General features: G+C 70.8%; 12 protein-coding genes and 1 pseudogene. 6 read left to right on the top strand and 7 right to left on the bottom strand.

The annotated features are described in order from the left end of the window. Nucleotides 1–24: 24 nt before the first annotated feature. Nucleotides 25–456 (top strand): annotated as a pseudogene (locus AB0N16_RS23625) (maleylpyruvate isomerase family mycothiol-dependent enzyme); the annotation flags it as partial. 68 nt (nucleotides 457–524) lie between these two features. Continuing rightward, the gene (locus AB0N16_RS23620) at nucleotides 525–1,517 is read left to right on the top strand and encodes an aldo/keto reductase (protein WP_365799699.1); all 993 of its coding nucleotides are present in this window, start codon (nucleotides 525–527) and stop codon (nucleotides 1,515–1,517) included. Nucleotides 1,518–1,715: 198 nt separating this feature from the next. Here AB0N16_RS23620 and thpR read toward each other — a convergent pair whose 3' ends face one another. Continuing rightward, entirely contained in the window at nucleotides 1,716–2,288 is a 573-nt protein-coding gene (gene thpR / locus AB0N16_RS23615; protein ID WP_365799697.1) for an RNA 2',3'-cyclic phosphodiesterase, read from the bottom strand. A 26-nt stretch (nucleotides 2,289–2,314) separates the two neighbouring features. On the opposite strand from thpR, the gene AB0N16_RS23610 reads away from it, so the two are divergent. Further along, nucleotides 2,315–2,833, top strand: a complete 519-nt coding sequence (locus tag AB0N16_RS23610; protein WP_365799695.1) for a GNAT family N-acetyltransferase — start codon at nucleotides 2,315–2,317, stop codon at nucleotides 2,831–2,833. 31 nt (nucleotides 2,834–2,864) lie between these two features. On the opposite strand, the gene AB0N16_RS23605 is transcribed toward AB0N16_RS23610, so the two are convergent. Together AB0N16_RS23605 and AB0N16_RS23600 are read right to left on the bottom strand one after the other, a co-directional pair. Further along, a complete protein-coding gene (locus AB0N16_RS23605) occupies nucleotides 2,865–4,223 on the bottom strand; it encodes an MFS transporter (protein ID WP_365799693.1) in 1,359 nt (452 codons plus the stop codon). A 28-nt stretch (nucleotides 4,224–4,251) separates the two neighbouring features. Beyond that, nucleotides 4,252–4,689: a MarR family transcriptional regulator gene (locus AB0N16_RS23600; RefSeq protein ID WP_351702944.1), complete on the bottom strand. Its 438-nt coding sequence runs from the start codon at nucleotides 4,687–4,689 to the stop codon at nucleotides 4,252–4,254. Nucleotides 4,690–4,869: 180 nt separating this feature from the next. Between AB0N16_RS23600 and AB0N16_RS23595 the strand changes: the two genes are divergently transcribed. Continuing rightward, entirely contained in the window at nucleotides 4,870–5,064 is a 195-nt protein-coding gene (locus AB0N16_RS23595) for a ribbon-helix-helix protein, CopG family (RefSeq protein WP_351737173.1), read from the top strand. 43 nt (nucleotides 5,065–5,107) lie between these two features. On the opposite strand, the gene AB0N16_RS23590 is transcribed toward AB0N16_RS23595, so the two are convergent. Then, complete coding sequence (locus tag AB0N16_RS23590) at nucleotides 5,108–6,559, bottom strand: NCS2 family permease (protein ID WP_365799690.1); 1,452 nt, start codon at nucleotides 6,557–6,559, stop codon at nucleotides 5,108–5,110. 112 nt (nucleotides 6,560–6,671) lie between these two features. On the opposite strand from AB0N16_RS23590, the gene AB0N16_RS23585 reads away from it, so the two are divergent. Further along, complete coding sequence (locus AB0N16_RS23585) at nucleotides 6,672–6,929, top strand: DUF2530 domain-containing protein (protein ID WP_365800011.1); 258 nt, start codon at nucleotides 6,672–6,674, stop codon at nucleotides 6,927–6,929. Nucleotides 6,930–7,041: 112 nt separating this feature from the next. Then, a complete protein-coding gene (locus AB0N16_RS23580) occupies nucleotides 7,042–9,441 on the top strand; it encodes an HAD-IC family P-type ATPase (protein WP_365799688.1) in 2,400 nt (799 codons plus the stop codon). Nucleotides 9,442–9,524: 83 nt separating this feature from the next. Here AB0N16_RS23580 and AB0N16_RS23575 read toward each other — a convergent pair whose 3' ends face one another. The 3 genes from AB0N16_RS23575 to AB0N16_RS23565 form a co-directional block, all read right to left on the bottom strand. Further along, a complete protein-coding gene (locus tag AB0N16_RS23575) occupies nucleotides 9,525–10,310 on the bottom strand; it encodes a hypothetical protein (protein WP_365799686.1) in 786 nt (261 codons plus the stop codon). Between the two features lie 160 nt (nucleotides 10,311–10,470). Next, on the bottom strand, nucleotides 10,471–11,397 hold the full coding sequence (locus tag AB0N16_RS23570) for a hypothetical protein (RefSeq protein WP_365799684.1): 927 nt from the start codon (nucleotides 11,395–11,397) through the stop codon (nucleotides 10,471–10,473). Between the two features lie 192 nt (nucleotides 11,398–11,589). Then, nucleotides 11,590–14,706 (bottom strand): molecular chaperone Hsp90, encoded by a 3,117-nt coding sequence (locus AB0N16_RS23565; RefSeq protein WP_365799682.1) that lies wholly within the window; start codon nucleotides 14,704–14,706, stop codon nucleotides 11,590–11,592. Nucleotides 14,707–14,940: the final 234 nt, after the last annotated feature.

Genomic DNA, 14,940 nt, shown 5'->3' with positions numbered 1-14,940 from the left:
CTTCCACGCACCGGAGAGGCGGCGGCGGCGCTCCGTGACGTAGCCCGGGACCACGGCTTCCCCTGGTACGGCTGGCAGCTGACCGCGGCGCTCATGACACCGCTGCGGCTGATGGAAACGTGGGCCCACGGGCAGGACGTCTTCGACTCACTCGGTGTGTCACGTCGTCCGAAGGACCGGCTCAGGCAGGTGGCCGCCCTGGGCGTGACCGGGCGGGAGCTGTCCTTCCACGCGGCCGGACCGCCCGGTCCGGCGGAGCCGTTCCGCATCGAGCTGACCGGTCCCGGTGGCCGGACCTGGGCCTGGGGCCCGGAGAACGCGGCGCAACGGGTGCGGGGCACCGCCCTCGACTTCTGCCTCCGGGTCACCCCGCGCAGGTCCCGAGCCGAGACCGGCCTCAGGGCGGTCGGCGAGGACGCGGACAAGTGGCTCGACATCGCGCGCGTCTTCCTCTGAAGAACTCCGGGCCGACCGACCCGAAAGTCCTTGCCTAGAGCGCACTCCACGCCGTTGGCTGGGTGACCATGAAGTACACGCAGCTCGGACGTACCGGACTCAAGGTCAGCCGACTCGTCCTCGGCACCATGAACTTCGGCCCGCAGACAGACGAGGCCGGCAGTCACGCGATCATGGACGCGGCGCTGGACGCCGGCATCAACTTCTTCGACACCGCCAACGTGTATGGCTGGGGTGAGAACAAGGGGCGGACCGAGGAGATCATCGGCACCTGGTTCGCCAAGAACGCCACGCACCGCGACAAGGTCGTGCTCGCCACCAAGGTGTACGGCAACATGGCCGGCGACGGCGACGCCTGGCCCAACCACGACAAGCTGTCCGCGCTGAACATCCGGCGCGCTGTCGACGCCAGCCTGAAGCGGCTGGGGACCGACTACATCGACGTCTACCAGTTCCACCACATCGACCGCCGGACCCCCTTCGAGGAGATCTGGCAGGCGATCGACACCCTCATCGCGCAGGGCAAGATCCTGTACGTCGGGTCCTCCAACTTCCCCGGCTACAAGATTGCCCAGGCCAACGAGATCGCCGCCCGGCGCGGCGGCACCATCGGCCTGGTGAGCGAGCAGTGCCTCTACAACCTCGCCGAGCGACGCGCCGAGATGGAGGTCATCCCGGCCGCGCAGGACTACGGCCTCGGGGTCATCCCCTGGTCTCCGCTGCAGGGCGGGCTGCTCGGCGGTGTGCTCAAGAAGGAGGTGTCGGGCGGGCGCCGGGCCAGTGGCCGGGCCGTCGACTCCCTCGCCAACCCCACCGTCCGCGCCCAGATCCAGGCGTACGAGGACCTGCTCGACAAGCACGGGGTGGAGCCGGGCGAGGCCGCGCTGGCCTGGCTGCTCACGCGTCCGGGGGTGACGGGTCCGATCGTCGGCCCGCGCACCGGCGAGCAGCTGGAGTCGGCGCTGAGGGCCGTCGAGCTGGAGCTGAGCGAGGAGCTGCTGGCGGGGCTGGACGAGATCTTCCCGGGTCCGGGCCCTTCTCCGGAGGCCTTCGCCTGGTAGCCGACGTCAGGGGCAGCGCCCCGTAGGGGCGCGGGGAACTGCGCGACCGGCCACGAACGGCCCGCGGCCGAGAACGGCGGCCGCAGTTCCCCAGCCGGCCCTCACCGCATGGCAGAGGCCACGGCAACCACCACGAACAACAGCACAAGCGCACCGGCCATGATCCGGTTCCGGGTCTTCGGGTCCACGGCAACGAGCCTAACCGGCCGCCCCGAGTCCCCAGCGGGCGACCACCTCGTACCGCGGCTGCTCCCCCGGCACTCCCGACGTCGGCAGGTTGCTGCGCACCAGCGTCAGCTCCTCCACCGTCCAGGTCCGGCCGGCGAACTCCGCGAGCAGCTCGACGTACGACCGCACCTCCACCGCGTCCCGGCTGCGCGCCACCGTCAGGTGCGCCTTGTAGCGGCGGTGCTCCCCCATCGGTACGCCCGCCTTCCGGGCCGCCGCCTCCGCGCGGTCGGCCAGCAGGCGCAGGGTCTCCAGGTCGCCGTCGGCGCCCGCCCACAGGGCCCGGCCGTGGCCGAACTGGCCGCCTCCGGCGACGGACAGCGGGAAGGGCGGCGTGCGGCGGGCCGCGCGGGCCAGCCGCTCCGACAGCTCCGGTACGACGCCGTCCTCGACCTCGCCGTAGAACGCCAGGGTGTAGTGCCAGCCGGGGCGGCCGGTCCAGCGCAGCGCGTCCGCGCTCGGCAGCCGCTTCAACCGGTCGACTTCTGCGGCGAGTTCGGCGACCACCTCGGGTGGGGGCAGCACGGCGGCGAAGAGTCTCATGCGGACCACCCTGCCATCATGAGGAGATGCAGATCACCATCAGAAAGGGCGGCCCGGACGACGTTCCCGCGATACTCGGCATGCTCGACAGCTGTGTGGAGTGGCTGGTGGGTCAGGGACGGACCGAGCAGTGGGGGACGACGCCGCTGTCGGAGAACCACAAGACGGTGGAGTCGGTCGTCCGCTCCGTGGACGAGGGCGTGACCTACATCGCCGAGGCCGACGGGGTACCGGCCGCCACGCTCACGGTCACCGACGCGCCCGGCGCCTATCTGGCGCACCTCCCGCCGCCCGGCGAGCCCGAGCGGTACATCCACTGGCTGGCCTCCGACCGCCGGTTCAAGGGCCACGGCGCGGGCAGCGCGCTGCTGGCACATGCCGCCGAGGAGACCCGGCGGTCCGGGGTCTCGCTGCTGCGGGTGGACTGCTACGCGGGCGCCGACGGCAAGCTGGTCCGCTACTACGAGGGCAACGGCTTCGCCCGCGCCGAGACCTACACCGCCGGGAACGGCTGGCCGGGACAGGTGCTGGCCCGGAGGCTGTAGTACGCCCTCCGGGCCGGCGCCTGTACGTGTCTCACGCGGCCGCGGCGAGCTCCTCCTGGTCCTCCCGCTCCTCCCGCGGGACGAACCGCACCCGGGGGTGGCCGCCGTGCCAGCCGACCGACAGGCGCAGGTTGCCGACGCGGGCCAGGACCAGGCCGATCACCACGGCCGCCGCGGCGGCTATGGCACCGCCCACCGCCAGGCCGGCGCGGACACCGTAGGCGTCCGTGATCCAGCCGGCGATCGGTGCGCCGATGGGGGAGCCGCCCATGAACACCATCATGTACAGGGCCATCACCCGGCCGCGCATGGCCGGGTCGGTGCCCATCTGGACGGTGGTGTTGGCGGTGACGTTGACCGTCATGCCGAACATGCCGATCGGGACCATGAGCAGGGCGAACAGCCACAGGGAGGGGGCGGTCGCGGCCACCAGTTCCAGTGCGCCGAAGGCGACCGCCGCGGCGATCATCACCCGCAGCCTGGCCGTGCCGCGTCTGGCCGCGAGCAGGGCGCCGGCCAGGGAGCCGACCGCCATCAGGGTGTTGAAGAGGCTGTAGGAGCCGGCGCCCGCGTGGAAGACGTCGTCCGCGAAGGCGGAGAGGTAGACGGGGAAGTTGAAGCCGAAGGTGCCGATGAAGCCGACCAGGATGATCGTCCACGTCAGGTCGGGGCGGCCGGCCACGTAGTGCAGGCCTTCCCGCAGCTGGCCCTTTCCTCTCGGTGCCCGCTGCACGACGTGCAGGTCACGCGCGCGCATCAGCAGCAGGCCGACGATGGGGGCGACGAAGGACAGGCCGTTGAAGAGGAAGGCGTAGCCGGTGCCGACACCGGTGATCATCAGGCCGGCGACGGCGGGGCCGACCAGGCGGGCCGACTGGAAGTTCGCGGAGTTGAGGCTGACCGCGTTCTGCAGCTGGTCCGGGCCGACCATCTCGGAGACGAAGGACTGGCGGGCCGGGTTGTCCACGACCGTGGCGAGACCGACGACGAAGGCGGCGAGGTAGACGTGCCAGACGTGGACATGGCCGGAGAGGGTCAGCAGCGCGAGCGCGATGCCGGTGAGGGCCATGGACGTCTGGGTGACGAAAAGTGCGCGCCGCTTGTTCAGCCGGTCGACGAGGACCCCGCCGTAGAGGCCGAAGAGCAGCATCGGCAGGAACTGCAGGGCGGTGGTGACGCCGACGGCCGTGGCGGAGCCGGTGAGGCTGAGGACCAGCCAGTCCTGGGCGATGCGCTGCATCCAGGTGCCGATGTTGGAGACGACCTGGCCCGCGAAGAACAGGCGGTAGTTCCTGACCTTCAGCGAGCCGAACATCGAGGACCCGCGGGATGCGGGGGTAGTAGGGGTGGTCGGTGCGGGGGCGGAAGGTGCTCCGGATCCCGTACTCAAAGTGCGTTCGCCTCCTCGTTCAAGGGATTTACAGGTGGGCGAGCTTCTCCAGGACGGGGGCGGCCGCACGGAGCTTCGCCCACTCGTCCTCGTCGAGGCCGTCGACCAGGCCGGCCAGGAACGCGTTGCGCTTGCGGCGGCTCTCTTCGAGCATCGCCTCGGCCTGCTCGGTCTTGGTGACGACCTTCTGGCGCCGGTCCTCGGGGTGCGGCTCCAGACGGACCAGTCCCTTGGCTTCGAGCAGCGCCACGATGCGGGTCATCGAGGGCGGCTGCACATGCTCCTTGCGGGCCAGCTCACCGGGGGTGGCCTGGCCGCAGTTGGAGAGGGTGCCCAGCACCGACATCTCGGTGGGGCTCAGTGACTCGTCGACCCGCTGGTGCTTCAGCCGTCGCGAGAGTCGCATCACGGCGGAGCGGAGGGAGTTCACGGCGGCAGCGTCGTCGCCATGGGTAAGGTCCGGCATGTCTTTAGAGTAACTCATTACCCTGTCTAAGGACCACCCGGGGCACACCGTGTGCCCGTGACCTCGGCCACTGAACCGGGGATCTGGGGCTCACCCCCGGAAAACATCGCGTCACCCTTACGGGTGAGCCGAATCCGGAAAGTGACGCATCGGGCGCCCGGATGTGGCGCCCTCGTATGCATGGGGACCAGCGTGCTCAGCCTGCGGATAGACAAAGAGCTGCTCGACCGGCTCCGGCACCATGCGGCGAAACGGGGAATGAGCGTCCAGGACTACGTGGTCCGGACGCTCATTCGCGACGACTTCGACGAGCGGTTCTCGGCCGCCGTCGAGGAGACCGAGAGGTTCTACGGCGATCAGGTCAAGGTCACATGAGACCCAGGCCCGACCGGCATCGGACTCGGGATCAGGAGCGGGATCAGGTGAGACCCAGGGCCGGCATCAGGTAGTAGAAGGCGAACACGGCCGCGACCACGTACATCGCGGCCGGGATCTCCTTGGCCCGGCCGGCGGTCAGCCGCAGCACCACGAAGGTGATGAAACCCATGCCGATGCCGTTCGTGATCGAGTAGGTGAACGGCATCATCACCATGGTCACGAAGGCCGGGATCGCGAGGGTGTAGTCGGTCCAGTCGATCTCCTTGATCGAACCGGCCAGGATCAGGAAGCCCACCGCGAGCAGCGCCGGGGTGGCGGCCTGGGAGGGGACCATCGTGGCGATGGGGGTCAGGAACAGCGCCACGGCGAACAGCGCGCCGGTGACGACGTTGGCGAAGCCGGTGCGCGCGCCCTCGCCGACACCCGCCGTCGACTCCACGAAGCAGGTGGTGGCCGAGGAGGAACTGGCACCGCCGGCGGCGACCGCGACACCGTCGATGAAGAGGACCTTGTTGATGCCCGGCATGTAGCCCTGGGCGTCGGTCAGCTTGGCCTCGTCGCTGACGCCCATGATCGTGCCCATGGCGTCGAAGAAGCAGGACAGCAGGACGGTGAAGACGAAGAGGATGCCGGTCAGCACGCCGACCTTGCCGAAGCCGCCGAAGAGGCTGACCTTGCCGAGCAGGCCGAAGTCCGGGGTGGAGACGGGGTTGCCGGGCCACTTCGGGACGGTCAGGCCCCAGGTCGTCACATGGGCGACGGAGTTGATGATCAGCGCGAGCACGGTCATCGCGACGATGGAGATCAGGATCGCGCCGGAGACCTTGCGGACGATCAGCCCGAGGGTCAGCAGCACGCCGAGCACGAAGACCAGGACCGGCCAGCCGTTGAGGTGACCGTCGACGCCGAGCTGAAGCGGGACGGTGGTCTGGGCGACGTCCGGGATCCGGGTGACGAAGCCGGAGTCCACCAGACCGATCAGCATGATGAACAGGCCGATACCGATCGAGATCGCCTTGCGCAGGCTGTAGGGCACGGCGTTCATCACGCGCTCGCGCAGGCCGCTGGCGACCAGCAGCATCACGATGAAGCCGGCCAGCACCACCATGCCCATCGCGTCCGGCCAGGACATCCGGGGCGCCAGCTGGAGCGCGACGACGGAGTTCACGCCGAGACCGGCGGCGAGCGCGATCGGGACGTTGCCGATGACACCCATGAGGAGCGTGGTGAAGGCGGCGGTGACGACGGTGGCGGTGACCAGCTGACCGTTGTCGAGCTGGTGGCCGTACATGTCCTTCGCGCTGCCCAGGATGATCGGGTTCAGCACGATGATGTACGCCATCGCGAAGAACGTGGCGAAGCCGCCGCGCACCTCTCGGGCGAGGGTGCTGCCCCGCTCGGAGATCTTGAAGTAACGATCCAGCGCGCCGTACGCGGGGGTCGCACCCGGCTGTTCGGGGGCGGGGGCCTGAGTGGAAGCCGGGGTCGACATTGGAGGTTCCTACGATCAGAAGTAGCCAGACGCAAACGGTTTCAGTATGAACGTATGAGTCCCGGATCGCTATCTCCGCGCGTAGACCCCGGGGATGCGTAAGCTGAGCACCATGGCGAAGTGGACCCCCAAGCACGAAGCACCGGAGCCCCTGGAAGGCCCCGTCGTCCCGACCATCGTCGGCGGCACGATCGTCTGGTTCGTCCTCTTCCTGGTGCAGCTGCCCTTCTACGGCTGGTACGCCGACCACGGCCACACCTGGTGGGTGTGGACCTGCCTGGCCGGCGGCGGTCTCGGGCTGATCGGCGTCTGGTACGTGAAGAAGCGGGACGCGGCCATCAAGCGGGCGGCGGCGGCCCGCACCCTGTAGGGGAGGCCGTAGGGGCCGCTCTACAACCAGGGCACGACTCAGCTCCTCCCCTGGTCGGATCTTCCGGGCACTCGGCAGGTCAACGCGCAAATCCGCACGTACCGTCGAACGTATGACGCACATCGACGCCGGCGCGGAACTCGACCCTGTGCATCCGGTCCCGCTGCCGGCCCCGGCCCGGCCGAGCGGGCTGACCGCCACCGAGGTCGGGGAGCGGATCGCGCGTGGCCAGGTGAACGACGTCCCGGTGCGCAGCAGCCGCTCGTTCGGCGAGATCGTGCGCGCGAACGTCTTCACCCGGTTCAACGCCATCATCGGTGTGCTGTGGGTGATCATGCTCGTGGTGGCGCCGATCCAGGACAGCCTGTTCGGCTTCGTGATCCTCGCCAACACGGGCATCGGCATCGTGCAGGAGTGGCGGGCGAAGAAGACCCTGGACTCGCTCGCGGTGATCGGCGAGGCGCGGCCCACCGTGCGCCGCGACGGGGTCGCGGTGGCGGTGGGCACGAGCGAGATCGTGCTCGACGACCTCATCGAGATCGGCCCCGGCGACAAGATCGTGGTGGACGGGGTGTGTGCCGAGGCCGACGGCCTGGAGATCGACGAGTCGCTGCTCACCGGCGAGGCCGACCCGGTGGTCAAACACCGCGGCGACCAGGTGATGTCGGGGAGTTTCGTGGTGGCCGGCGGCGGCGCGTTCGCGGCCACGAGGGTCGGCCGGGAGGCCTACGCGGCCCAGCTGGCCGAGGAGGCCTCCCGCTTCACGCTCGTCCACTCAGAGCTGCGCACCGGTATCTCGACCATCCTCAAGTACGTGACCTGGATGATGGTCCCGGCCGCGATCGGCCTGGTCGCCACCCAGCTCGTCGTCAAGAACAACGGCCTCAAGGACGCCGTCGCCCGCACCGTCGGCGGCATCGTCCCGATGGTCCCCGAGGGTCTCGTCCTGCTCACCTCCGTCGCCTTCGCGATCGGGGTGATCCGGCTGGGCCGCCAGCAGTGCCTGGTCCAGGAACTCCCCGCCATCGAGGGCCTCGCCCGCGTCGACACCGTCTGCCTCGACAAGACCGGCACGCTCACCGAGGGCGGCATGGACGTCACCGAGCTGCGGTCGCTGGACGGGGCCGACGAGACGTACGTACGCAAGGTGCTGGGCTCGCTCGGCGAGTCGGACCCGCGCCCGAACGCCTCTCTCCAGGCGATCATCGACTCCTATCCCGACAGCGAGGACTGGCGGTGCGTGGAGTCGCTGCCCTTCTCCTCCGCCCGCAAGTACAGCGGGGCCACCTTCAGCGAGGGCGACGGGGAGCTGAGCACCTGGCTGCTGGGGGCGCCGGACGTGCTGCTCGCCGACGGCAACCCGGCGTTGGCCGAAACCGTACGCCTCAACGAGCAGGGCCTGCGGGTGCTGCTGCTGGCCCGCGCCACCCGGGACCTCGACCACGCGAAGGTGGCCGAGGGGGCCCGCCCCACCGCCCTGGTGGTCCTGGAGCAGCGGCTGCGCTCGGACGCCGCCGACACGCTCCGCTACTTCGCCGACCAGGAGGTCCGGGCGAAGGTGATCTCCGGCGACAACGCGGTGTCGGTCGGTGCGGTGGCCGCGAAGCTCGGCCTGGGCGGGACGACGGTGGACGCCCGCCGGCTGCCCGCGGAGCCCGGCGAGATGGCCGAGGCCCTGGACGAGGGCACCGTCTTCGGCCGGGTCACCCCGCAGCAGAAGCGGGACATGGTGGGGGCGCTGCAGTCACGCGGGCACACGGTCGCGATGACCGGGGACGGCGTGAACGACGTACTCGCCCTGAAGAACGCCGACATCGGTGTCTCGATGGGCTCGGGATCCGAGGCCACCCGGGCGGTCGCGCAGATCGTCCTCCTCAACAACAGCTTCGCCACGCTGCCCTCGGTGGTGGCCGAGGGGCGCCGGGTGATCGGCAACATCACCCGGGTCGCCACCCTGTTCCTGGTCAAGACGGTCTACTCGGTCCTGCTCGCGGTGCTCGTGGTCTGCTGGCAGGTCGAATACCCCTTCCTGCCCCGGCACCTGACTTTGCTGTCCACCCTCACCATCGGCATCCCGGCCTTCTTCCTGGCCCTCGCCCCCAACAAGGAACGGGCCAGACCGCACTTCGTCCGCCGCGTGATGCGCTACTCGATCCCGGGCGGCGTGCTGGCCGGTGCCGCGACCTTCGTGACGTACCTGCTCGCCCGCCACTACTACACGGGACCGGGCTCCCTGGACGCCGAGACCAGCGCCGCGACCCTCACCCTGTTCCTGATCTCGATGTGGGTCCTGGCGATCATCGCCCGCCCGTACACCTGGTGGCGGGTCGCCCTGGTGGTCTCGATGGGCGTCGCGTTCGTGTTCGTCCTCGCGGTACCGGCGCTGCAGAGCTTCTTCGCGCTGAAGCTGGTGGGGACGGTGATGCCGTGGACCGCGGTCGGCGTGGCCGTGGTGGCGTCGGCGGTGCTGGAGGTGCTCTGGAGGTGGGTGGAACGGCGGTTCCCGGTGTGAGCGGCAGCGTCAGGAACGACCCTCACGTGAGTCCGGGGGCCGCCATGACAGGCGGCCCCCGGTCTCATGTCTGCGGCAAGGCGCTACTGCACGTCGACGTAGTCGCCCGTGGCGCTGACCGCCGGGGTCGTGGAGGTGCCCGCGAAGGAGTAGCGGTAGTAGCCGTCCACCGTCGCGGTGGTCGTGGTCTTCAGGGCGCCCGTGGAGGAGGACTTGATGGTCTTCAGCGTGGTGTAGGTGCTGGAGCCCTTCTTGCGGAACTGGAGCTTGACCGACTGGCTGGCGTAGCCGGAGTACTTGGCCGCGTCCCAGTTGGCGCGGGTCAGGGAGCCGGTGACCGTGATGGTCTTGCCCTTCTTCACCGGCTCGGGGGTGGCGTTGACCGTCAGCTTGGACAGGCGCTGGACCGAGACCTTGCCCAGGTTGTCACCGAAGGCGGCGGGGTTGCCGTCCTTGTCGAAGGCGACGGCGCCCGCCTGCCAGGTGCCGGCGATGCTGTTGACCACGTCGTCGTGGCTGGCGCTGAGGGTGGCCTTGCAGCTCTCGACGGTCGAGGAGGTGTCCGTGCAGGTCCCCAGGTCGGAGGGGGCGACACCGTACTCGGACGACTCGATGTCGGAGCCGTGGTAGATGACCGGGATGGTGGCGAAGTCGCTGCTCTTCAGGCTGGCGGCGTGGGTCACCGTGTAGGTGATCGAGAACTTCACGGAGCCCGTGGCGGGCACGACAACGGCCTTGCCGCCGTTGACCTTCACGCTGGAGAAGGTGACGTCCAGCGTGGTGCTGCCGGCGGCGTGCGCGGCCGGAGCGACGAACGCGGAGAGGGCCAGGGCGCCGGAGACGGCGGCCACAGTGGCACGAATGCGCATGAGTTCCCCAAGTGGAGAAGGGTGGGCGCGAGGCCCAAGTGATCTAGGGAGTCTGTTGACTCAGGTGATCAGATCCACGAGGGGTGGGGCTGGTTGTACGAGTGAGACGTAATCCGATCAGATTTTGATTCCTTTGCGACCGGATTACGTCCCCATGGGATTACTTCACGTCGACGTAGTCGCCCGTCGCGTTGACCGCCGGGGTCGTGGAGGTGCCCACGAAGGAGAAGCGGTAGTAGCCGTCCACCGTCGCCGTGGTGGTCGTCTTGAGCGTGCCGGTCGAGGACGACTTGATGCCCTTGACGTTCGTGTAGGTGCTGGAGTTCTTCTTGCGGAACTGCAGCCGCACGGACTGGCCGGCGTAACCGTGGTACTGGCCGTCGTCCCAGTTGGCGCGGGACAGCTTGCCGGTGACCGTGACGGTCTTGCCCTTCTGCACCGGCTCCGGGGCGGCGTTCACCGTCAGCTTCGACAGGCGCTGGAGCTTGGTGGTGGCCAGGTTGTCCTGCTCGGCGTAGCCGATCTTGCTCCAGTCGTCACCGGTCGGGTCCTGCCCGTTGAGGGCGATCGCGAAGCCGAACGCCTTCCAGGTGGTGGCGTCGGAGTTGGTGAGCTCCTCGTCCGCGTAGACGTCGATGGTGCCCTTGCAGCTGGCGGTGGTCGTCGAGGTGTCCGTGCAGGACGGCCAGTCGACGCCGAACAGCTCGTTCGTCGGCTCCGCGATGTCGCCGCGGTAGATCTCGACGTCCATCAGGAAGTCGTCCGCGTGGATGTCGACGTCGGCGCCGTGCGTCACCGTGTAGGTGACCGGGAACGTCCCGTGGGTGGTGGTGCCCGCGACGATCGGCTTGCCCTTGTTGACCTGGACGTTGGAGAAGGACAGGTCCAGCGCGTAGGGGTCGCCCGCGTCGGCCGCGGTCGAGGCGGTGTACGCCGACCGGCCGGCGGTGCCCTGGTGCTCCTGGGCGAGCTTCGCCAGGCCGGAGGGGCTGTAGGAAGAACCGCCGGCGGCCTGTGCGGCGGGCACGGCGAGGGCGGAGAGTGCCAGGACGCCGGAGACGGCGACCGTAGTGGCGCGTATGCGCATGGGTTTCCCTGCATGGAAGTGACCGGGGAGTCTGTTGACTCGCCCGATCAGATCCACAGGGCAGGGGAAAGGTTGTGCGATAAATCAAAAGTCGTGTGAGAGTTTCCTTCCGACGGCCGCTCAGGCCGTCGGCCACGTGCTCACACCAGCCCGGAAGGTGCCGGTGGCGGACTGACCGGTCTGACCCGGCCCTCAGTCGAACCAGCGGTCCCGGGCCAGCTCCTCCGTGCGGGACGGATCCTCCAGCAGGGCGGCCACCTCGAAGCGGCGCGGCCACTGGCCGGCCGCCCAGGCGAGTCCGGCGGCGACGCCCTCCAGGGTGGCGGCGTGCAGGACGCCGTCCCCGGTCAGCCGCCAGTCGATCTCGACGCCGTCGACCAGCAGCTCCTCGTGTTCGACGTAGGTCTCCGGGGTGCGCGGGCCGAGCAGGACGTGCACCGGCTCGGGGACGTCGTGTTCGGTGCCCTCCGAGTCGACCGACCCCGTCACCGACTCGCTCAGCCGCCGCACCTGGAACAGTTCGGCCAGTTCGGCGGCGCGTGCGGGCCGTACCGGGAGCAGCGGGACGCCTGCCGTGAACGGCAGCAGGTCCGGGGAGTCGACGACCACCGCGTCCGCCGCGTCCACCACCTCCACCCGGCCGTCGATCACCGCCCGCAACTCGTCGGGGAGGGTCACCCGGTCGGGGTCCAGGTCCGCCAGCGCGCCGTAGAGGGCGTGCAGTTGGGCACCGGTGACGGAGCGGTCCGGGTCGGCCAGGCGGTCCAGGAGTTCGGCGGCGCCGCCCGGCTCGTCGAGGAGGGCGGCGACCGAGGTCCGGACCCCCAGCGCCCGCAGCACCTGCTCGTCCTCGAAGCCGGTCGCGTCGGCCTCCTCGTAGAGGCCGCGCAGCAGCGGGTCGCCGCCGGAGGCCAGCAGACCGGCGGGGCGGCGGCCGTCGAGCACCGGGTGACCGCGCAGCCACCACGCCGTGTACGGCCGTACGACCTCGTGGGTGCCGTCCGGCAGCAGGATGCGGACCGGCTGGGTGAGGGCGTCCCGCAGCGGCGGCCGGGCGAGCAGGGCGAGGGCCTCGGGCCAGTGGTCCTCGTCGACGAGGTCGAGGTCGCGGACGGCGACCAGCTCGGTGGCGACCGGGGGCACGGGTGTGTCCGGGAAGCGGTCGAGGATGTCCTCGCACCAGACGTCGACGGCGTCCAGGAGGCCGGCGTCATCAGGTTCCGCGAAGTCCCCTTCGCGGGGCTCCAGTTCGTCCGGGTCCAGGACGACGTCGGTGGCACGGACGAGGGCGAAGTTCGCGAGCACCCCGCAGGCGGCCAACGGCTGTTCGCCCCACTTCCGCGCCAGCTCGGCGTCCACGGCGGCGAGTTCGCCCTCCCTGATCACCCGGGCGAAGGGGCTGCCGGGCAGGACGAGTTCACCGGCGGGGGCCGGCTCGCCGTCCTCGTCGGGCAGCGCGAGGGCGCCCAGCCAGGGCTCGTCGCCGGGTTCCAGGCCGGCCTCCCGGACCAGGGCCAGGACCGTGTCCGCCAGCTCCTCGGCGTCCGGGGTGTCCTCCTCCCAGTTCACGCCTCCCTCGTCGTCCAGGGAGGCGGCCACGGCGGCCCGTACCTGCGGGGTGGTGAGGACCGCGCGCGGGGTCGCGGGCAGCGCGCCGAGCTTCTCCAGGAGGGGGTGGGCGGCGTCCTGGTGGGCGACCTTGAGGCCGAGCCGGGCCAGGACCTCGGGGTCGATGGCCGCGTCCGGGGTGGGGAGGAGGATCTGGCGCGGGCCGATGGCGGTCCGCCCGTCGGCAAGCGGAACGGGGAGCCCGGACAGCCGTTCCGGGTCGACGCCCGCGAGGCTGTCGTAGAGCCGCCACCACCAGTCCGGGTCCTTCTCGAGCCCGGCCAGGCGGTCGACGGCGTCGGCGAGCGGGAGGCGGCTGACGGCCAACGTCCGCAGTTCCACCCGGCGTTCGAGACCGGCGGGCAGAAGCGTGGGGAGCACCTCCGCGAGGACCCGGACCGTCTCCGCGCCCGCCCCCTCCACGATCTCGGCGTCCCGCGGCCGCAGCGCCTCGGGAAGCTCGCTGTCGTCGCCGGCCTCGACGGCGGGCGGCAGGAACGCGGTGCGCGGCAGCCGCTCCAGGATCGCCTGGCGGAGCGCGCCGTCCAGCTCGCCCTTGCCGAGCGGGCCGGGCACCAGATGGATGATCCCCTCCCCCACCGGCCGCCAGCCGGCGAGGAGTTCGGCGTACGCGTCGGCCGCGCGCTGCACCAGGAAGTCGGTGAGCGGGCCGGGGGCGGCGTGCCGGCGGGTGGTGTCGAGGGGGAAGGACGCGATGAGGAGGGCGGGGACGCCGAGGGGCTCGTCGCTGGGGGTGGGCGCGTGCAGCACGGCGGCGGTGCGCGGACGGTCCGGAGCACCCGCGCCGTCCGTGGGCACGGCCCAGGTCAGCGACCAGTGCGGACGCAGCCGCTCCTCCACCGGGCGGCCGGTGAGCAGCTCCGGGGTGAGCGAGCCGTGCGCGGAGACGGTACGCCAGCGGGTCGTACCCTCCTGGGAGTCGGCTACGAGGGTGAGTTCGCCGTCGGTGCCGCGGCGCAGGGTGCGCACGGTGTCGCCGGTCTCGATCACGACCTCTTCCAGCCCCGGCAGGGCGAGCAGGAGGGCGTCGTCGACGGCGGCGAGGAGACGCTCGGCGAGATCGGTGGCCGCGATGTCCCTGAGCGGCAGGATCACGACCGTGTCGTACGGGTCCGGGGCGGTGCCCTCGGCGGCGAACGGGAGCCGGAGCAGCGGCACATGGCCGTCCCGGCGACGGATCTCGTCGCCGAGCCCGCCGCTCTGCCGGGCGGTCTCCTCGGCCAGTTCCCGGCCCTCGGCGAGCGACCACCGCACCCCGCCGTGCCGCCCCACGACCGCCGGCTCGTCGGTGACGGCCAGCACGGCGGCGAAGCCGACCCCGAACCGCCCGACGGCACTCTCGGTCTCCTCCCGCTTCGCTGAGGCGCGCAAGGTGGAGAGGGACTCGACACCGGCCGCGTCCAGCGGGGCGCCGGTGTTGGCGGCGAACAGGACGCCGTCGCGGAGGGTGAGCCGGAACCGGCCGGGGACACCGGCGCGGGCTGCCGCGTCGGCGGCGTTCTGGGCGAGCTCCACGACGAGCCGGTCCCGGTAGCCACCGAGGACCAGGTCCTCCTCGGCGTTGGCGTCCTCACGGAACCGGGCGGGGCTGGTGGCCCAGGCGTCGAGGACACCGCGGCGCAGGCGGGCGGTGCCGAAGGGGTCGGCGCCCTCGGCGGCCGGCCGCACGAACTTGCTCACGTTTTCTCTCCTCGTCGACGTGAGGACGAAGGTACCGCGCGCCCGGGGTCCCCCCACCCGCCCGACCCCGTCAGCCGACAGGCGCACGCCCGGACCCCGGCCCGTTGGCCGGCCGGATCGCCCTGGCGTACCCGGGCGGCTGAATCGGGCTCGTCGCCGCGATCGGGGTGGGCGCCACGTCGGACCCTGAGAGCGGCTGGGGCACCAACCCGCGTGACTGTCCGCTGATCGGCG

The organism is Streptomyces sp. NPDC051105 (assembly GCF_040682795.1).
In the GTDB taxonomy this organism is placed as follows: Bacteria; Actinomycetota; Actinomycetes; order Streptomycetales; family Streptomycetaceae; genus Streptomyces.
This window is presented reverse-complemented; position numbering and strand designations above follow the sequence as displayed.